At 41.5% G+C, this 20081-nt stretch carries 14 protein-coding genes; 10 read left to right on the forward strand and 4 right to left on the reverse strand.

Annotated features, from left to right (window positions below; genetic code table 11):
- Positions 1–38: 38 nt before the first annotated feature.
- Positions 39–1631 (reverse strand): helix-turn-helix domain-containing protein, encoded by a 1593-nt coding sequence (locus AC5JM2_RS30975; RefSeq protein WP_495839212.1) that lies wholly within the window; start codon positions 1629–1631, stop codon positions 39–41.
- Positions 1632–2895: 1264 nt separating this feature from the next.
- On the opposite strand from AC5JM2_RS30975, the gene fdxB reads away from it, so the two are divergent.
- The 8 genes from fdxB (at position 2896) to AC5JM2_RS31015 (ending at position 9747) form a co-directional block, all read left to right on the forward strand.
- Positions 2896–3189, forward strand: coding sequence for a ferredoxin III, nif-specific (gene fdxB / locus AC5JM2_RS30980; RefSeq protein ID WP_495839213.1), 294 nt, complete (start codon positions 2896–2898; stop codon positions 3187–3189).
- 694 nt (positions 3190–3883) lie between these two features.
- Positions 3884–4885 (forward strand): cytochrome c oxidase subunit II, encoded by a 1002-nt coding sequence (locus tag AC5JM2_RS30985; RefSeq protein ID WP_495839214.1) that lies wholly within the window; start codon positions 3884–3886, stop codon positions 4883–4885.
- Positions 4886–5065: 180 nt separating this feature from the next.
- Complete coding sequence (gene ctaD / locus AC5JM2_RS30990; RefSeq protein WP_495839215.1) at positions 5066–6757, forward strand: cytochrome c oxidase subunit I; 1692 nt, start codon at positions 5066–5068, stop codon at positions 6755–6757.
- Positions 6758–6925: 168 nt separating this feature from the next.
- A complete protein-coding gene (locus tag AC5JM2_RS30995) occupies positions 6926–7519 on the forward strand; it encodes a cytochrome c oxidase subunit 3 (protein WP_495839217.1) in 594 nt (197 codons plus the stop codon).
- A 61-nt stretch (positions 7520–7580) separates the two neighbouring features.
- On the forward strand, positions 7581–8066 hold the full coding sequence (locus AC5JM2_RS31000; RefSeq protein ID WP_495839219.1) for a hypothetical protein: 486 nt from the start codon (positions 7581–7583) through the stop codon (positions 8064–8066).
- 63 nt (positions 8067–8129) lie between these two features.
- Entirely contained in the window at positions 8130–8741 is a 612-nt protein-coding gene (locus AC5JM2_RS31005; protein WP_495839221.1) for a cysteine dioxygenase family protein, read from the forward strand.
- A gap of 85 nt (positions 8742–8826) precedes the next feature.
- Complete coding sequence (locus AC5JM2_RS31010) at positions 8827–9288, forward strand: ArsC/Spx/MgsR family protein (protein WP_495839223.1); 462 nt, start codon at positions 8827–8829, stop codon at positions 9286–9288.
- A 180-nt stretch (positions 9289–9468) separates the two neighbouring features.
- Positions 9469–9747, forward strand: coding sequence for a DUF7219 family protein (locus tag AC5JM2_RS31015; protein WP_495839225.1), 279 nt, complete (start codon positions 9469–9471; stop codon positions 9745–9747).
- Positions 9748–9809: 62 nt separating this feature from the next.
- Here the strand turns inward: AC5JM2_RS31015 and AC5JM2_RS31020 are convergent, their stop codons facing one another.
- Positions 9810–10262, reverse strand: coding sequence for an SRPBCC family protein (locus AC5JM2_RS31020; protein WP_495839227.1), 453 nt, complete (start codon positions 10260–10262; stop codon positions 9810–9812).
- 572 nt (positions 10263–10834) lie between these two features.
- Here AC5JM2_RS31020 and AC5JM2_RS31025 point away from each other — a divergent pair.
- Both AC5JM2_RS31025 and AC5JM2_RS31030 read left to right on the forward strand, forming a co-directional pair.
- A complete protein-coding gene (locus AC5JM2_RS31025) occupies positions 10835–12475 on the forward strand; it encodes a mechanosensitive ion channel (protein ID WP_495839229.1) in 1641 nt (546 codons plus the stop codon).
- A gap of 688 nt (positions 12476–13163) precedes the next feature.
- A complete protein-coding gene (locus tag AC5JM2_RS31030; protein ID WP_495839230.1) occupies positions 13164–13757 on the forward strand; it encodes a fasciclin domain-containing protein in 594 nt (197 codons plus the stop codon).
- 172 nt (positions 13758–13929) lie between these two features.
- Here AC5JM2_RS31030 and AC5JM2_RS31035 read toward each other — a convergent pair whose 3' ends face one another.
- Positions 13930–16812, reverse strand: coding sequence for a CHAT domain-containing protein (locus AC5JM2_RS31035; RefSeq protein ID WP_495839232.1), 2883 nt, complete (start codon positions 16810–16812; stop codon positions 13930–13932).
- Between the two features lie 432 nt (positions 16813–17244).
- Complete coding sequence (locus AC5JM2_RS31040; protein ID WP_495839234.1) at positions 17245–19806, reverse strand: two-partner secretion domain-containing protein; 2562 nt, start codon at positions 19804–19806, stop codon at positions 17245–17247.
- Positions 19807–20081: the final 275 nt, after the last annotated feature.

Here is a 20081-nt window from a genome sequence, read left to right on the forward strand (position 1 = left end):
ATCTCTTCTGCGTAAGTCCTATTTCAAATCAAAAATCCCTATCCAGCAATTCCCAGCACTTTCCTTAGCACCACTTGGTCTTCGGACTTGGCTTTGAGGCGACCATTTTCCAAATCTCGAATCCAACTTTGGCTTTTACCTGCCATTTTCGCCAATTCTCTTTGGGAAAGCTTGAGATTTTTCCTTGCTTGCAAAATCTGTTCACCTAGCAGATACCCTGCTGTGGTTTTTGATTTTGTTCGATTTTTTGTTGTGCGCTGCTTTTTTTGAGATGTAGTGGTTTGTTGCTCCCAGTCTGGAGGGAGTGTAAACGACAGAATTCGGGCATTCATTAACATATTCCACTTGCCACGGGGAGCTGTATCCGTTAGGCTTGTCTTTGCGCTGCCGTCCTTAATCCAAAACTCTAAGGCATCATCAGGATCTTCAGGAATATCGACCAATTTCGCCCATAACGGTTGAATCGCTGCTGGGTATGTCACCGGGTCGAAAGCTGGTTTCATACCATAGTGATTGAGGACTTCCAAATCGTTTTCAAAAGTTCGTAGCAGTCGCTTGCGTTCTTCTCGTTTTCTGCAAGCAAGGGTGACTTTCTCTTCACCGTAAGCAACACGCAGCAAGGTGGGAACTGTAATCCGCTGTTCTTTTCCCATTTTAGTCTTAAACAACAACCACAGCATCAGTCGCGCTGCTCCTTCGTGTTGCTGCCAAATACTCATGACAGTCGTTAACAGGGATTTGGGCAAACTACCATATTGATAAAATTTGGTTTGTTCTTTGCATCCTTGTTTGTTTAGGAAATACTGCGCCCATATACCTGCTTTGACTTTAAAAGTGAGTCCAACCAAATATTTGCACCCCAAGTCATCTTCTTGAAAATGATGGTGAGTTTCTACTAAGTGCCACAAACGGCTTCCTTCCACTGAAAATCCCCTAATTCGACCTTGTTGGGGCCAATTAAGCGAGGTGATCAGCGAGCAAGTTTGCTGCACCAAGTTTTTCATTAAACTCAATTTAGTAGCTTTGCTCAAGTCTTTGCGTTTCTCTAGCCCTAAATATTTCTCAATTTGGCGATCGTCGATGGTGAAGACTTGCTCCCAAGGCTGATCTAAAGCTGTTGCATGAGCTGCAAAAATCAAATGCATACAAGTTGCTCTGATATCCAGCGTCTCAACAACTCCTAATTCTGTTGCGAGTTCGCTTGCATTGCTTGGTTCGCTGATGTGAAATGCGATCGCCCCTCGTCCTTGGTTCACTTGTCGGCCATAACACGCCTTTCCGTATTCATCAATTTGCCAAGGTAGTGAAGATCGCTGTGCGAGTACATTGCAAGCCTCCCAGATAGCAATTGCCGATGCAAATGGGTTGCTCTTACCGTTGGCAAATAAATCTGGGCTAGTAGCATCTCTGATATCAACTTTACATCTACCTCTTTTGGCTTGCATGGGAATGGGCAAGTTAATGGGACAACTAGCTACACATTGAGGTTTGGAATAATAGCCTTCGCAGTTGTTACATAGACTTGGGTCGATCCAGTATTCATTGTTCTCTAATTTTATTGCACCAGTAGGACATTGGGGACGGCAGTTGTCACATCCAACGCAACTGTTGTTAGGAATTGTATAAGACATAAAACTTTTTCCTACTTTAATCGTTGAGATGTCTGGCTCAAGTCTCCCCTGGATGTGTCCTCTTAATTGACTACTCACTACTGACTCACTACCACATTGTTTTTCCGACAATAAGAAATTTTACTTGCCGTACTACTTAACCACATCCTTATTTGGTTCGCGTATTCCATTGGAAGCTATTTAAGGCTTGTAACCAGAGCCTAATTTTTAATATTTCTTACTCTCTAATATTTCATGAATATTTATTTCAGTTTGTTACTAATGAGCGAAACATGAGCTTGTGGATCTTATATATCAGAAGTCATTCAATAACTTTTTTGGTAATGACAAAAATGAAAACTTGTTATTGAATAACAAGTCTTCATTTTTTGTTTATTTAAAACCGCCTTTAAATTTTTAATAACTTATCAAAACTTTTCATATGTAATTATTGTTACTATTTAATAGAATATCTCAAATTTTTATGTTAAAACCCTTAAAAATAAATTTTAAAAACCAATATCAAACTAAGCATAACTACCCTTCAACACTTCATTTCTCATCTACTTGTATTCAGAAAATATAAAGCGTTAAGAAGAATGGACGATTCTTCAAAATGATGTCATTCATTATGTATTTTTACAAATTTTGAAATCAAAATCAATATTTTTTTGAAATTAAATGTCATTAGTTTTAAAAAAACTGCTTGTTGCAAATAGAAGACTCATTTATCTGTGTCTGTTGAAAATAAACAACAATAGTTTGAGCTTGCTCATTAGGTCATAGTACTCAATAGATGCAATATGAAAAAACCTATTTCTTAAGAAGACTCATTTTTTCTAGATGCTACAGGTAAATCTGGTTTTAGAGAGAGCATCCCATTTTTGTAAATTTGTAGCGCGGAAAAAACAAAGATTCTCCCATTGGCTTTATTTTTGGACTTCTTCGGATGATCCTGTTTTATATAAAAGCCTTTTTTTATAGTTAAAAGCGACAATATAGGACTCCTATTTGATTTTTGAAAAAAACTCAGTATACCTTTATTGCTTTTTTCCTGTTTCCTATTCCCTGCCCTGACGAGTTGTTCAAAAATCAAACCGGATTCCTATATTAGTAAATAATTGCATTTGCAGAAAAATATTAAATATTTGCTTCTTTTCGCTAAGTCAGGGGACTTTAATCAAAATAAAAATATAGTAAATAATTCATAAGATAAAAAAAAGAGATTATGTTAGGATGAGCGTAACAGTCAAACAGATGTGTAACGAGAGCAGAAGGTAACTTCATGGCAACGCTAACAGGATTAACATTTGGTGGTAAAACTTGGACACCCAAATTCGTTCAGGAAATTGACCAAGAAAAATGTATCGGCTGTGGTAGATGTTTTAAAATCTGCGGTCACAATGTACTGTTGTTGAAGGCAATGAACGAAGAAGGAGAATTTGTCGAGGATGAGGATGATGATGAAATTGAAAAGAAAGTCATGACAGTTGCTAATCCAGATAACTGCGTGGGTTGTGAAGCTTGTGCCAGAATTTGTTCCAAGAACTGCTATACTCACTCCGCATTAAATAACTAGAGTTTTTGGGTTGTTCAGAGGTAGGTTCAAAAGTTGCTGTTTAACCCTCCGGGTATCTCCTCCACAAGACGCGCCTTTGAACGCCATTTTGCCAAACTCCTGAACACAGACATTGGGCATACAACACAAAGCGCCAAGACGGCAAGTGGCTCACAAAAGTTTTAAATTTAGGTATCTAGAGAACAACTTCTCACTTTAATAGCAAGGTAACGAGAGGGGAATATTTAAAGTTACAGGAACGTAAAAGCAAAAAGTTCACAGCAAACAAATCCGTAAATCTTAAAGTGTAAGCTATTAACAAACAAAAACTTGCTGTCCAGATAGCCTAAAGAATTACCAAGACTAACAGCAACCTCCTCTACAACTCAATTGTCTTGAAGTGCAAAGCTTCTGTATGAAGAGTTGAGAGATAGTTTTCCGTTTTTTGGGGGGAAACAAGAATTAAAACATTTTAAAATTCCCCCACCTTTTCTAAAAAAAAGTGGAAAATAAACTTGGTTAAAACAATCGCTAATTGCGTCATTAGTCATAAAAAAAATGACTAAGGATGCTACTAGCTATTAGCCATGTAAGCAAAAGACACAACTATTGAGTTTACTCGCACGAGAGCATACATCAAAAGCACAGGATGCGGTGTACTGAGGTAAAACCCAGAAAATTACACCTTCAACGACGTTTTACCGACCAGGTATTTATGGAACAAATTCCTGTTTCACTATGGACCCTAGTTGCTGGGATAGTAATTACAATTTTCAGCATTTGGGTTGGACAAAACCACAGTCTACTACCTATACAAGCATCGCAACAAGCGCCTTTGGTAGACGGGTTTTTTGGCATCATGGTTTCTATTGCCACCGCTCTGTTTTTGGTGGTAGAAGGAACTATTGTGATTTTTTTGGTTAAGTATCGTCACCGTCCGGGAGATGATACAGATGGCGTGCATGTTGAAGGCAACTTACCCTTAGAAGTTTTTTGGACGGCTGTCCCATCTATTATCGTCCTCTGCTTAGGAATCTACAGCGTTGATGTTTTTAACCGAATGGGAGGGTTTGAAGTGGGGAGTCATCCTCATATGCCCCATTCCCCAGCTCATGTTGCCCAAATGCCAGGAAGTGCCATTGCTGCTACTCTAAGTGATGCCTCACTTGATGAGTCAGAAATCCCTTCCCCAGCACCAATTCCTAAAATTGGTATTGGCGCAACTCCCGCAGAGCTAGGTAAACCAGCTGATTTGGTTGTCAACGTCACCGGAATGCAGTTTGCTTGGCTGTTCGACTACCCCGAAAGTGGAGTGAATACTGGAGAATTACACGTTCCAGTTGGTGCTGACGTGCTACTCAACATTTCTGCAACGGATGTGATTCACTCGTTTTGGGTGCCACAATTCCGGCTGAAGCAAGATGCCATTCCTGGTATTCCAACACAACTGCGTTTTGTCGCCACCAAACCAGGTACATATCCAGTAGTTTGTACTGAACTTTGCGGCGGCTACCACGGCTCAATGAGAGCACAAGTTGTTGTTGACACGCCTGAAGAGTTTGAAAGCTGGCTCTCTGAAAACCGCATTGCCCAAAAGCAAGATATGCAAAAAGCGGTTGCAATCAATCCAGCAGACTTATCCACATCAGAGTTCCTTGCTCCCCACGCGCAAGAAATGGGAGTCACATCTGCAACTCTGGCTCAAATTCAAAAATAGCTGTAAGGAGTCAGGAGGAGCCAGCATTGCAGGAGGAGGGTCTCCCGATCTAGGGCTCTGGCGTTCAGAATTCAGGAGTCAGGACTCAGGAGTCAGGACTCAGGAGTCAAGAATTATTATTCTGCCCACCTCCTCATCGCCCCATCAGCTTAAACGAGCAAACTAAATGTTTAGCAGCTTATGACCCAAGTAGAACTTCCACGTAACACTCCACCCGAAGACAATCGATCTGCTAATCAGACGGTTGTCCAAAAACATCCCAAGGCGTGGAAATGGTACGACTATTTTACGTTTAATACTGACCACAAGGTTATTGGTATCCAATACCTGGTTACGGCGTTCATATTTTATCTGATTGGTGGACTCATGGCTGTTGTCATGCGTGCCGAACTGGCAACACCAGATGCAGATTTAATCGACCCTAACCTGTATAACGCCTTCATGACCAATCACGGGACGATCATGATTTTCTTATGGATCGTACCCAGTGCAATTGGTGGATTTGGTAACTATCTAGTGCCATTAATGATTGGTGCTAGGGATATGGCTTTTCCCAAGCTGAATGCGATCGCCTTTTGGTTAAACCCACCCGCTGGCTTACTACTAGCAGCTAGCTTCATCTTCGGTGGCTCGCAATCTGGTTGGACAGCCTACCCACCCCTAAGCTTAGTCACAGCTAACACCGCTCAAAGCCTGTGGATACTTGCCATTGTCTTGGTGGGAACATCCTCAATTTTGGGTTCGCTGAACTTTGTCATCACCATCTGGAAGATGAAAGTTCCCAGTATGAAATGGGACCAATTACCCTTGTTCTGCTGGGCAATTATGGCAACTTCCGTGCTAGCACTTCTCTCCACACCTGTGTTAGCAGCGGGGTTAGTGTTGCTGTTGTTTGACATCAATTTTGGGACATCGTTCTTTAAACCAGATGCAGGCGGTAACGTTGTTATTTACCAACACTTGTTCTGGTTCTATTCCCATCCGGCAGTTTATCTGATGATTCTGCCTATCTTCGGCATCATGTCCGAAGTGATTCCAGTTCACGCCCGTAAGTCAATCTTTGGGTATAAGGCGATCGCCTATTCCAGTTTGGCAATCTGTGTCGTGGGTTTATTCGTCTGGGTACACCACATGTTTACCAGCGGTACACCCGGTTGGATGCGGATGTTCTTCACAATCTCCACCCTGATTGTTGCAGTTCCCACTGGCGTCAAGATTTTCGGCTGGGTTGCTACCCTTTGGGGCGGTAAAATTCGCTTCACATCAGCCATGCTTTTCGCCCTCGGCTTATTGTCCATGTTTGTCATGGGTGGCTTAAGCGGCGTGACAATGGGAACAGCCCCCTTTGATATGCACGTCCACGACACCTACTATGTGGTGGCGCATTTCCACTACGTCTTGTTTGGTGGTTCCGTGTTTGGTATCTACTCCGGAATCTATCACTGGTTCCCCAAAATGACCGGACGAATGGTGAATGAATCCTTAGGTCGTATTCACTTTATCCTCACCTTCATTGGCACAAATCTCACCTTCCTACCCATGCACGAGTTGGGTTTGCAAGGAATGCCGCGACGAGTTGCCATGTATGATCCGCAATTTACTTCCATCAATGAGCTTTGTACCATTGGTGCTTATATTTTGGCAGCATCGGTGATTCCCTTCACGATCAACATTCTCTGGAGTTGGATTGCTGGAGCAAAAGCAGGTGATAATCCTTGGAATGCTCTGACTTTAGAATGGACAACCAGCTCACCACCACTGATTGAAAACTGGGAAGAATTGCCCGTCGTTACTCACGGTCCCTACGACTACGGCTTGAACACTCACAGTGCTCAAGTACAGCCATCTGCTGCGACTGAAGTCGGTGCTTAGTTAGTCATTTCATTCCCGCTCCTAACCGCCAGGAAATTTATTTCCTGGCAGATCAGCTCTTGTTAAATCAGTGAACAGTGAACAGTCAACAAGGGGTGGAGGAGTCCGTTAACTGATAACTGGTAACTGGTAACTGATTGTTGAACACTTATTCACAGCGCAGACGATATGGCTATAGCAACATCGACGAGTGCAGAACATCATCACGAAGAACATCCAGATTTACGAGTATTGGGGCTGTTAGTGTTTCTCATCTCTGAATCTCTGATGTTTGGTGGATTTTTTGCCACTTATTTATTCTTTCGAGGCAGTACCGAAGTTTGGCCTCCAGAAGGAACCGAAGTAGAGTTATTGTTGCCTGCAATTAACACTATCATTCTGGTTTCTAGTAGTTTTGTGATTCACTTGGGTGATACAGCAATTAAAAAGAATGATGTCCAAGGTATGCGGAAGTGGTACAAAATCACCGCTATCATGGGCGCAATTTTCTTGCTGGGTCAAGTTTTTGAGTATGTAAGTTTAGGATACGGCATGACGACTAATGTCTTTGCCAACTGTTTTTACTTAATGACTGGATTCCACGGTTTGCACGTTCTTATCGGAGTGTTGTTAATTTTGGGTGTAGTATGGCGTTCCCGTCGTTCCGGTCACTATTCTGCCAGCAAACACACTGGTATTGAAATGGCAGAAATTTACTGGCACTTCGTAGACATCATTTGGATTATTCTCTTCACCCTACTGTATATTCTCACCAGGTTTTAAATTCAGAATCGGGAATAGGAAATTGGTAATACCTATTCCCCATTCCTAAAGGAGAAGTCTTATGCAAGTTGATACCGAACAATTTTCATGGTTTGAGGTTCCAGAGGACATCAAACAGTTATTGATGTTGGCTGCAGAACATTGGGAAAATACCTCAGAATCAGAAAATTATATTAACCAAGCTTTAGTAAAAATGCAAGACAGCACTGATGTCTTAGTGGCAGCATATAGATACTTTTTCTATAAAAATAACTATCACATGGCGTGGCTAACAGCAGTTAAAGTTGTAGAAAAAGTTAAAAATTCAGAGCAATTACCCGATAATTGGCAGCAACTTAAGCAAATATTAATTACTCGTCAAGAAGAACCAAACATTAGATTATATCTAAATGCTTATGCAGCTTCTGGACTGGTCTTGGCAAAGCTAGGAGATATAGAAAAAGCTAAAGAAATCAGCGCGAGAGTCAAGGAAGTAGATAGAAAAAATGAGTTTGGAGCAAGCATTATATACAATATTTTGACACGCCCAGTCGAAGAAGATGAATAAATTATAAGTGATAAAGTCTTAAGTTGATGACCAAGATATCATTTATTATACGGTAGAAAACATATGAAAGGAAGGGATTGGCTTGTCACTGAAGACGGGCAGTATCAAACCTGTCAATCTGTCAGGGCATGGGACTTACTCAGAGATAATTATCGCTTTTATCGATTCCTGACTGAAGTAGAAGATGTCCTCAGTGATACTGAAGACCAAACCAGCCATCTTCCAGAAATTCGGATGCTAGTCAGGCGGTTAATTGTTAACTCGTACTGGGTACAAAGTCGATATTTAGAGCCTTCTTCTAAAACAGGAGTCTCTGTTGTTCTTCTTTATGATGAGTTAGGTTTTCCATTTACTGTGCAAACGGTAACATTTGCACCAGGAACGTTATCAACCATTCACAATCATGGAACTTGGGGTGTTGTCGCTGTGTTAAAAGGAGAAGAAAAAAATACATTTTGGCAGCGAACCCCTAATTCAGAATTTCAGGATAAAATTGAACGAACAGGAGAATTAACTTTATTTCCAGGGGATATTATTAGCTTGACTCCTGATGCAATTCACAGCGTGGAAGCAGTGGGTTCTCAACCAACTGTGACCTTCAATATTTATGGTGAAACTCGTATGCAAGATCGTTTTGAATTTGATACAGTGAGCCATACTGCTAAGAATTTTTAATCTTTGAATTTCTCTGCGTTTCTTTGCGGTTCAAAATAGTTCCATACCGGATGTTTGCAAGAAATTAACTAATTAGGAGGATACTATGGCTACAGTAATTTTTTATGAAAAACCAGGCTGTCAAGGTGGTATTAAGCAAAAAACTTTGCTCACAGCGGCAGGTCATCAAGTCATAGCATACAACATGCTCACTGAACCTTGGACTGCTGAACGTTTACGCTCATTTTTTGGCGATCGCCCTGTATCTGAATGGTTTAATCGTGCCGCAACACGGGTAAAATCTGGTGAGATAGTTCCGGAAAATTTGGATGCTCAAACAGCCTTAATGCTGATGTTAAAAGAGCCACTATTAATTCGCCGTCCTTTGATGGAAGTCGGCGATCGCCGTGAAGTTGGCTTTGAGGTAGAAAAAATAGATGCTTGGATTGGCTTAATGCCCAAGGATGCAACTCTTAAAGACATTACTGAAAAACTGATGGATCAAGATTTGCAAACTTGTTCTCACAAGCCTCAACAAAAACATCAGCCAGGTTCGTGCAAGCACTAAATGAGTTTCTTTACTGGTGAGATGGCTTGGGTGCATTGCATTTGGTGCAATGCGCCCTTTTTGCTCTTGATCAAACTATGTCTTTAGAAGGATTATACATAATTCCAAAGAGTGCTTTGTTAAAAACAATACTTTCTTTAAGATAAGGTTAACTGGCATGAAATAAATATAGGTAAACTGATGGAAGATCAAAATCAAAAAGACAAAGACAACTTTCTTTATCCTCGTGGTCGTTACTATGGTCAATTTAAGCCCCAAAACTTAGTATTTAATGCCAATCTCCAACAATTCGCTCAAAAAATCGGCTATATCACGTCCTTAGAAACGTCTGGGAAAATCTCTCCCTTAGATGCTTACAAGCAGATTAAAGTGCTCTGGAAACAGTTAAAACACAGCAAAAAAGAGCTTGGTATTGGCAACGAAGCACCAAGTGAACCAGAATCACCAGATGTGACGTGAAATTCGATGCATCACATAACCAAATCTTAACCAAATAGATCTGACTTTAATATACGACAAGCTTAGTAAAACCCTTGTTGTATTTCCTCTGCAACCTGTTTAAGCCGACGCAGTTGAGATTGCATATCTTCTTTTGTCCAATTTTGGGCAAAGGTTTTGAAACCCCAACTGATAAGAGGATTGGGAATTTGGAATTCAAAACGGTTAACCAGACATGTCCCTTTGTCTAGAGGTTGACATTCCCAAGTGTCGCGCCCTTTAAAAAAACCCTGGAACTCCCACACAACTAAACCTGGCTGTCTTTCCACGACTGTGCTATCCAATGTCGGTTTTATGAGTGGTATTTGAATTACAAACCGACTTCTGCTACCAACATTGGTACTCCACACACCAATAGGTTCGCAACGCAAGACGGGATTCAGCCAGCGATGCATAAGAGTATTTTCGGTAATGCAGCGTTCCACAGTTGTGGCTGTGGCGTTAATTTGAATTGATTGTTCAAAGACTTGAGACATTCCACATCTTTTTTGGTATGGCTGCATTTAGAGTAACGCGAAACTCCGCACTGCCAACGGATTTGTAAATTATAGCAATAGCCATATACGTTAGGACATATAGCAGGGAACGCTTAACGCTTAACTCTTAAGGCTTAACTCTTAATTAGTTCATGTCCGAATCTACCTGGCAACTGCTATAACAACTCGGAATTTGGAATATCTTCTGCCCAGACGCTGCGCTTTCGTGCCCTTGGTGTATTGCGTATACTGAGTTGATAGTATTGAAAGAAACGAGTACAGTTTTTGTTAAGCGTTAAGGGTTAAGCGTTCTCTAACTCAACTTAGTTAAGTTCATAAATCAAACCGGATTCCTATATATGGTATAAATACTCTATTGTTTGAGAAAACGAAAAAAAAAGTATCAAAGTCAAAAAATTACTCTTGATATTCATTTTTCTGTAGAACTTTGCTGGTAAATTTATAGACAAAACACTGCTAATTTACGGAATCGTAGGATTATCAGGACAATTCACATCAGAAGCATCTAAGGTGTTTTCTGTAATAACACTCAACTTTAATTCTGAACAACCATGAACACAACTTGGCAAGACATAACCCAGGTGATGGAAGTTGGTTTATCAATGAGGGTGCAAAGTTTTTTAGCACAATCGCCAACATTACCGTCGGAACAACCCGATGCGAAAAGTTACCTGCAAACGAGTCTACAACAGGTGCTTAATTTTCTGCCCCAATTGCTGGGAGCAGTGCTCATTTTGTTAATTGGCTGGCTGATTGCTGCTGTTGTATCTGCTGTAGTACGCTCCGTCCTCAAACGCACCAATATAGACAACCGGATTGCTGCAGGGGTAGCGGGTGGTCGGGATGTTCCCCAAATAGAGACATTTCTCTCCAGCTTAGTTTTTTGGGGCATCCTGCTTATAACAATAGTTGCCGTTTTAGATACACTGCAACTTAGGGTTGCTTCTCAGCCGCTGAACAGTTTTCTCAATCAAATTGGTGACTACTTACCCAGATTGGCCGTGGCTGCGGTTATCTTAGGAGTCGCCTGGTTAGTGGCAACCTTAGTCAAGCTAATAACAGTACGTGGTCTGCAAGCGTTGCGAGTAGATGAACGATTAAATCCACCACGAGATGATGTACCAAGTCTCAATGAGTTGTCTTTGAGTGAGACGATAGGCAATGCTCTGTATTGGTTTATCTTTTTAGTCTTTCTCATGCCATTGCTTGAGAGCCTAGGCTTAACTCAGGCATTAGAACCAGTAAAAGTTCTTGTCACACAGATTATCTCAATTGTGCCCAATATTTTGGGTGCAACATTAATTGCAGCGATTGGCTGGTTTGTGGCTAACATAGTGCGTCGGATTATCACAAACTTACTGGCAACAACAGGAATTGACAATTTGGGAAATCGGTTTGGATTGAGTGCAACTTCAGGAACACAATCCTTATCGATGATTATCGGTACAATTGTTTATGTCTTGATTTTGATTCCTGTCGCAATTGCAGCACTCAATCAACTGCAAATTCAAGCGATTTCCATACCAGCAGTCTCAATGCTGCAACAGATTCTCAATGCACTGCCGGCTATCTTTACAGCAATAGCTATTTTGATTGTTGCTTATTTTGTTGGACGGTTTGTAGCAGAATTGGTAACTAATATCCTTACAAGTATAGGATTTAACAACATTTTTTCTGCTCTAGGTCTGCCATCACCCAGCAGACGAGTCGTCATTCCACAAGAACCAACAGCACCTGCGATATCAAACCGCACACCGTCGGAAATTGCCGGCATTATCGTCCTTGTTGGTATTATGCTGTTTGCAACTTTGGCAGCAGTTAATATCCTGAACATTCCAGCGCTCACAGTATTGGTGAGTGGTATTGTGATAGTGTTGGGGCGCATTTTGGCTGGATTGGTTGTATTCGCCATCGGTTTGTTTCTGGCAAATCTTGCTTTCAGCATTATCACCAGTTCTGGGAATCGCCAAGCACGGGTTTTGGGACAGATCACCCGGATTGCGATTATTGCCTTTGTATCTGCAATGGCACTGCAACAGATTGGTGTTGCTAGTGATATTGTGAATTTAGCTTTTGGACTTTTACTCGGAGCGATCGCCGTTGCTATTGCATTGTCGTTTGGTTTAGGTGCTCGCGATATTGCCAGAGGACAAGTCCAAGAATGGCTTGACTCCTTCAAAGGAAGAAATTAACTAATTGTTTGCTATCAAGACGGACGATAATCTCTGCGGCGTTAGATATTAACCCGTAAAATTTGTCAAGAGTCAAGAGTTATTCTTAACCGGAAAACTCTTGGCTCTTGAGTACCTCAAGAAAAAACTTGCAATCTGAGGTGTTTTCACCGATTTGTCGCAAATAATGTGTAAATTTTTATGAGTTTGAAGATTATAAGCAACAATCTAAAGGTATAATTATATAGAAAAACAAAAATTAAGGGAAACAAACAACAAATCTAGAAACAGCGAAATATAAAAAGAAGTAGGATTTCACGAATCGTTGGAACTATTAAAAAGTTTTGCAGCAAACAAGCAGCTTTTTCTTGACTCAGAATCACAGAATGCAAAAATAGCTGCTATTTTCAGAAAATATTTCGGGAATCACCCTTGATTGGGTTGTAGTTAGCATTGAGACTAAGACTTGGCTGAGCATAAACTCTAAAACCATGAGTAGGAGAAGATAGAACCGTGGGTAGACAGGGCGTTATAGCACTGGCTATTCTACAGGTGACTGGCGTTGAGGTTACATCTGTTGTACCGACTGACGTCGAGCTTTTCTCCTATAGGCTCCTATCCGTACAATCTTAAAGGGTGGTTTCCGGCTAAGAGTCTGCGACTAGAAGTTGGGAAAGTTTTCAAGTGTTTAGTTAAAACTCATCTACTTATGCTTAATCAAAATCGTCAAAAAGCCCCAATCACCAAGAGCCAGTTCAAGAAATTAGCTTGCGCTGTAGGAATTGCTGGTGTCACTACGCTGATCAGTTTTCCTGTGTTAGCCAAATTTTATCCTCCTATGGCTCTTTTTCAGCCTTCAGCTCATCGCAGCTATCCCTACCGCAACTCTGAGAAAAGCATTGCTGATACACTTGCTGAAAATAAGAAATTTGCTAATCTTTATCATGAGTTGAAACAAGCAGGTCTTGTGGATGAATTGAAGAAAGGTAATTACACAATCTTTGCTCCAACCAATCAAGCCTTCAATACTTTACCTAAAAACGACTTTAATCGATATAACCAGCCACAAAATCGAGCCAGAGTGCTGAAGTATCATCTTGTTGCTAGTAAAATTACTGGTGAAGACAAAGACCTAAATGGTAAATTAGTCACAACTGTTGAAGGTGGCCAAATCAAAATAACTGTTGACCCACAAGACGAGACAGTCAAGCTGAATAATGCGATTGGTAAGCATCCTTCTATCCAAGCGAGCAATGGTGTGATTATTGAAATTGACAAGGTACTTCTGCCCCCTGGGTTGTAGAACTCTACTTCTACGGGTGAGCGATGATCGCCGGAGGCGCAGCTACGCTTAACGCCTTCAAGGTGGCGGCTTCTGCATCCTCCGTATATGCCCGAAGGGTTGCAGCCTCCCTTTATCACAGCAAAATTGACACCAATGGGCACAGCATGCTGTGCCCATTGGTGTGTGTGGCTTATTGCCAATTCCCTACAAGTACAAACGGTGCCCAGTAATGTGGGTGAGTGTATTCTGGATTTTTCTTCAGAGCTAATTGTGCTTTCTGCAAGGCTTGTGCTTTATTTATATTTGCCTTTTTGGCTAGCTCTAACTGACGATAAAATTCACCCATGACTTCAGCAGTACTTTTATCCTCTACAGCCCACAGTGTTCCCAGTGTACTGCGCGCCCCAGAACGCACCGCAACTCCAGCCAATCCTAAAGCAGCTCGATCATCTCCACTCGCTGTCTCGCAAGCACTGAGAACCAATAATTCGATTGGTGTCCTCTGGTACTGGCTGTTCCCTCGCAGTAAGTCACCCAACTGTTTAACAGTGATGCGGCTATCCCAAGCAAGGATAAAGGTATCCTCAAGCTTGGAGCTAAACCGACCATGAGTTGCTAGATGGACTATGGGAGGAACACGAGATGCAGCAATCTGTTTTTTAATCTCGGCGCTAGTAAATTTTTCGTTGAGGAGTTCCCGAGATGAAACTCCAAGTTTTTCGATATTATCCAGTTCGACTTTTACGTTCTTTAATTCTTTGAAACCCTCATGTGCAGGAAAGTTCGGACGGATTTTGCTGAGTCCGGCTGTTAAGGCTGTTAAACCAACCTTTGAAATTGGTTTTGGATTCACTAGCTGCAAACTAGGTGTTACAGCAATGGCATACTTTTCTAGTAGATACTGCTTGCCATCGTAAAGGATACCCATAGGGATATTCCGCAAGTCTCCATCCAGTACAAAAACCAAAGTCTTGACTTTACTATTTGCCAACTCCGTTTCCAGTGGTTTAACCATCCAGTCATACAATTGTTTGTATGTGGACTGAAAGCTCTGGACTTCACTGACAGGAGCTATGAGAGAATCCCGCACATTATTTACAGTTTGCTGAAGTTCTCCTGAACCTAGAGGAGCTGTATGAAGGATTGGATCTCGACCTGGTAGGCTAAGAATAACCTGTAACCGATCTGCTGAAGCAATTGTATAGATAACTGCTGTTGTTTTATCTATTTGATCAATCTGTTTAGGATTTGCCTCAACACAGGCTTCTCGGAAAAAGTTGTTTAGTTCAGCCAGTTGCAGAGATTCTATCACCGTACGAGCTTGAACTAGGCGTTCTTTGATTTCGTCATTTTTTGTTGTTTGTTTTAAGGAATCTTTTCCAGCTTGTTTTAAGGAATCTGCTTGTTTTAAATCTAACTCAACCAACTCTCGATAAACTGGTTCGACATCATCCCGAAAAGAAAACTGTACTTCTGGGTTGATTGCTACTAATTCATTGCGTAACGACTGAAGGGCATTATATGCTTTGGTGTAAGCGGCGATCGCATCTGAAGTATTTCCTTGATCTCTACGTATCCGCCCTAACTGCCAGAAATACTGGTAAGCTATGTCTGGTGTTGAAAAACTGGAATCTAAACTCAGAGCCTTTTGTGTCAATTCTTCTGCTTTGGGTAAATTTTGCTTCAGTTGATAGAGTTTGCCACGATTTCCCAAAGCATAAGCCTCGGCTCTTTTGTCTGCCAAACTTCTGGCTTGTTCTGCAGCTTTCACCAATATCCTATCAATGTCGTTAAAAGTTGGGAGTTTGGAATCTGGATGAAGTGGGAATTGTTCTTGTTGAGCTAATTTGAGTAAATTCTGAGCAAAGTTGATTTGGAGGTACACTCCTGTGCGGCTAGCAGACAAGTTGTTCAGTTCAGGATTGAGCTTGTTCCATAATTGTTCTGCTTGTGATATTATTTCCTGATTCTCTGCTTGCGAAAAGTTATCCAACTCTTGTGATTCTGACGATTTTTTTGGTTTCAACTGGCTCAACAACAGGCTCAGTTGATTCAGTTGTGCTTGTTGTTGCGCAGTTGGCGATGAAGACAGTTTGACGACTTTGGTGTAAGAAGAAAGTGCTTCTCGTCGATATTCCTCTCGTGTGCTGCGAACTATTTCGCGTTCAGCTAACCTACCTGCTGTATTGCCTAAACTCAGATGAACAGCAGCTTCCTCTTGGGAATCATTTAATTTTTGAGCTTGCTTCAAACTTGCGTCCAAAATTATTTTAGACTGCTCTAATTGACCTACGAATCGCAGCAGTTCCCCGAGACTTCGCAATCCCACAACTTTGTATAGAGAAGGACGTTGGAGTTCAATGACTTGAAGTTTTTTCGTGAGTTCTTCTGGAGTCAATTGACCTAACTGGTCACAGCTTTTAACCCTGAGTTCTTGATTTAAAACTTCTAATAAAGTACTACAAGCACGAGGATAAAGACCCAAATCTTGCATCGCTTGAGCTTGATTTATCTTGCTCTGTGCTAATTTTTCTGGTTCATTCGCTCTTGCATAAATCTTAGTTGCTTCTTGCCAAGAGTTGAGAGCATCTCCTGTTTGACCGAATTCTCTTTGCAAAGATCCCTGAATCTCCAAGCTTTGAGCCAAGACTTTTAATTCTTGTTTCCCTTGTAATGGTGTTTTCAAAAGTGCCAAACTGTCTTCAATTGCCTTTTTAGCTTGTTCCCACTGTCCCAGTTGTTGATAGCTTAATGAGAGATTGCTCAACGCCATTGCTTGATTTAATCTATCTTTTTTAGCAGCAAAAACACTCGCTGTTTGTTTCCAAGCCGATGCTGCTTCCGCAAATCTTCCACTCTGATAGAATTTAGTTGCTTTGTTCGCTAGTTGTTGTGCATCATATGGAGATTGGACAATTGAGGTTGGTGAAGTTGGGGAAGAAACTTTAGCCGCAACAACAGGCGAGATTCCTGAGAGGATAAATAATAAGGCTGCCAGAACAAGCGATCGCTTTTTATATATTCTTTTGGATAAATTTCGTATCTTTCTGAGTAGATATTTTTTAAAAATCATATTTCGCTCCTTCTGTCAAGAATATATAATGATTACTAATTCCTAGGTTCCGTCAACAGACACATGCCTCAACGTACAGCACAACGACTAGCAAGTATTAGTTGCTCAGTTGTAAGCAGTTTTAGAAAATCTTGAAGAATTTACCAAGTCAGAATGGGCTGCCCTTTTGCACTCTACAGGAGTCAGCAAAGATTTAGTGAGGGACTTAAACCCCCCTATTTAGATCTTGCATCTTGACTTTAGTACCTCTTGAACTTAACGTTCAGGGCTCATAGCCAAAGTCCGTTAAAACGGATCCAAAGATTGACCAAGTCGGTTAAAACGGACTTGAACTTTGAGCCAAGAAATTTATTTCTTGGTGGACAAGAATTATGCTGCAAGAATGGTATGAGTATTGTACGTTTAATTTGGTTGTTTTACTTGTGAAGAATTTTATCTGTCTGCAGCGCAACTATTCGCAGGTGTTTGCGGTTGACGCTGTGGGCCAGTTTTGGTGGGATCATATGCTACCAGCACCACCTGACCTTTTTCGTTATATATCCAACCTTGAGCAGGTATTATGCGTTTGACAGGTGGACTGGTAGATGGTTGCGTGTAAGTTGCAGTTGTTGAACCTACTGTACTGGCAATAGGCTGAATTAAATCAACGTGCACATTGTCACTACTGAGGATTTTATTGGGGTCAGTTGGAAGTCCGCCACGTCCGGTGATGGTAAAGCTGCTACCAAAACCTTTGGTACAGGGATTTTGGGCAATCTGCTGTGCGGGGTCGATCACAGTTTCTGTCAATTCAAATAATCCTTGACTGGGATCAATCTCGGGTGTGTTAAATTGCACAGTACCACTAAACTGTGGACCGCGTTCGGAAGTAGCACTAATCACGCTATCTGGAGAAAGAAATCTATTACCTTTAGTTGTAATGTTTACCTTCCCTCCATAACCTTGTTGGGCATTGGCTGTGATTTTGCTATTTTCCAGGGCAACTAAGTTATCAGTATTGATGGTAATATTACCTCCATCAGCTGTGGCTGTGGCATTTGTCGTGATATTGCTGTTGCGGCGCAAGATTACGTCGTCAGAATTCAGGATAATGTTGCCCTGTCCTGCTGTGGTGTTGGCGTTAATAGATGCTCGGTTGTCAAGTTTGATAGAGTTAGCCGTAACTGTTAGCAAGCCTGCACCTCCTGTTCCTAAACTGCTAACACTAACTTGTCCGTCGTTAGTCAAGTCAACAGTACTAGCATTAATATTTATATTGCCGCCTCTAAACTTGCCTTCTGTTGTTGCTGTGACAGCACCCTTATCTGATATACGTAAGTTACGACTATTGATAGTGATATCACCAGCATTACCTCCAGCTAGTCGCTTACTAGTCGTCGTCACGATACTATTTTTAAAGTCGCCAGAGCGATCGCTCTTCGATATCTGTGGATCACTCCCTGAAATTTCTACTTGATTAGTACCATTAACCAGAATCCTACCAGATTTACCGCCGTTGAAGGATCTAGATGAAACTTCTGTCCCAGCAGTTATGAAAACAGATTGCCCGCGAATTTTTATGTCTCCTGCATCACCTAGCGCTGGGTTGGTCGTCCTTCCACCTGCACTCCCAACAGCTGTATTGACCAAAGTATCTTGTAAAGAGACAGAACCTAAGGAGGATTCTATTACGATGCTGCCGGAATTTCCTTGACCAAAGGCTTGGCTAACCAAAGAGCTATTGTTTTTTGTAGACACAGACTCATTGCCTTGCAATGATATACTTCCGCCATTTCCTCTAAAGCTGCTGGCAATCAAAAAAGCATTATCCAAAGAGATAGAATTATCTGCTTTGAGTGATATATCACCGCTTTGTCCCACACCATTGTAGGTGGAGATAACTCTATCATCGCCCTTTTGATCCTGCCCAGTTAAAGAAATCGAACCTGTGGCTTCTAGTGAAATGTTTCCGGAACGTCCCTGTCCTTGTTTCTGTCCTTGTCCGCCTGGACCAGTATCTAATGCAGCAGGAAGAGCAGAAGTTGTTGGAGTACTAGCCTTATTCGTGATGGAAATATCACCAGCTTTAATATTGATGTTACCTGCATTGCCAGTAGCACCTTCATCTACAATATTAGTCACTCGGCTGGGATAGTTAATAGTCACTTTCCCAATCGCATTGAGTGTAATGTCTCCTCGTGGTGAGTTATCTGCTGTTAATCCTTTGCCAACGCCAGCAGAAATATTTCCTCCCAAAAGGTCTATATTTCGCGCATTCAGGACGACACTGCCTGCTCCTCTTGCACGTACATCAACAGTTGCACCATTTATGAGCGATATATCACCGAATTGCACTCCCACAGGAAAACTCAAGCTTCCATTACTACTCAACCCAACTATTCCAGGAGCAGATAATCCTGCGATCTCAACTCTTGCTCCTGCTGCTGTGATTGCACCACCATTTAAACTGACGTTACCACCTACGAGTGCGAAGGAGTTTCCTTGAGGAACATTAAGAACAGCAGATTGACTAGTGATATTTTGGGGATTATCGCGATACCTCAATCCAATTGGAACATTAATAGTTAACAATGGCGGTGCTTGTGGATCTGTTGCACTAAACTCAAACCCATTGTCAAATAGGAAACTGTGCGCCGTACTACCCAAAAATGAACCACCAATATTCAAGCTGGCATTTGGTCCAAAAATGATCCCTGCTGGATTAAGTAAAAATAAGTTCGCTTTGCCTAGTGCTCTAATCACACCATCAATATTGGAAACAGAACCACCTGTCACTCGACCGATAATGTTTTGCACATCAGTTGGATTCTGAAACACAGCCGAACCACCTGTAGGGACAGAAAACTCTTTGAAACTGTGAAAAAGATTTCCTCCCCTTCTAGTTCCATCATTGATGTTGAAATTTTTGCCATCAGGAGTGGTAACTGTCGTGGATACAGTTCCATCAGCAGAGACTTGCGCAACTGCAATAGTAATAGGCGCAAGACTGCCCATAGTGCATAGAGGTACAGTGAGTAAAGACAGCAAATATATTTTGTTTACGTTGTGCGATGCTCTGAAGGGAGCCACCGAAGGTGATCGCCTAAATGTTTTCATACGACTATGCATTTTTTCTAAAGATTTTTTACATTGATTCTTATGAGTCACAGCTTAACTTTGACCAAAAAGCGCGGGTGTAAGCGGAAATAAAAAACGATATTTTTGTACAACAAAGCCCCTGAACCACCAAAGGTGTCAAGCGCCCCACTGATTTATTTTTTACACCCCAA

This window comes from Brasilonema angustatum (assembly GCF_059505445.1).

Bases quoted from the DNA above. Each gene is read 5' to 3' on its own strand.
- AC5JM2_RS30975 (WP_495839212.1), bottom strand. From the start codon at position 1,631: ATGTCTTATACAATTCCTAACAACAGTTGCGTTGGATGTGACAACTGC.
- fdxB (WP_495839213.1), top strand. From the start codon at position 2,896: ATGGCAACGCTAACAGGATTAACATTTGGTGGTAAAACTTGGACACCC.
- AC5JM2_RS30985 (WP_495839214.1), top strand. From the start codon at position 3,884: ATGGAACAAATTCCTGTTTCACTATGGACCCTAGTTGCTGGGATAGTA.
- ctaD (WP_495839215.1), top strand. From the start codon at position 5,066: ATGACCCAAGTAGAACTTCCACGTAACACTCCACCCGAAGACAATCGA.
- AC5JM2_RS30995 (WP_495839217.1), top strand. From the start codon at position 6,926: ATGGCTATAGCAACATCGACGAGTGCAGAACATCATCACGAAGAACAT.
- AC5JM2_RS31000 (WP_495839219.1), top strand. From the start codon at position 7,581: ATGCAAGTTGATACCGAACAATTTTCATGGTTTGAGGTTCCAGAGGAC.
- AC5JM2_RS31005 (WP_495839221.1), top strand. From the start codon at position 8,130: ATGAAAGGAAGGGATTGGCTTGTCACTGAAGACGGGCAGTATCAAACC.
- AC5JM2_RS31010 (WP_495839223.1), top strand. From the start codon at position 8,827: ATGGCTACAGTAATTTTTTATGAAAAACCAGGCTGTCAAGGTGGTATT.
- AC5JM2_RS31015 (WP_495839225.1), top strand. From the start codon at position 9,469: ATGGAAGATCAAAATCAAAAAGACAAAGACAACTTTCTTTATCCTCGT.
- AC5JM2_RS31020 (WP_495839227.1), bottom strand. From the start codon at position 10,262: ATGTCTCAAGTCTTTGAACAATCAATTCAAATTAACGCCACAGCCACA.
- AC5JM2_RS31025 (WP_495839229.1), top strand. From the start codon at position 10,835: ATGAACACAACTTGGCAAGACATAACCCAGGTGATGGAAGTTGGTTTA.
- AC5JM2_RS31030 (WP_495839230.1), top strand. From the start codon at position 13,164: ATGCTTAATCAAAATCGTCAAAAAGCCCCAATCACCAAGAGCCAGTTC.
- AC5JM2_RS31035 (WP_495839232.1), bottom strand. From the start codon at position 16,812: ATGATTTTTAAAAAATATCTACTCAGAAAGATACGAAATTTATCCAAA.
- AC5JM2_RS31040 (WP_495839234.1), bottom strand. From the start codon at position 19,806: ATGGGCAGTCTTGCGCCTATTACTATTGCAGTTGCGCAAGTCTCTGCT.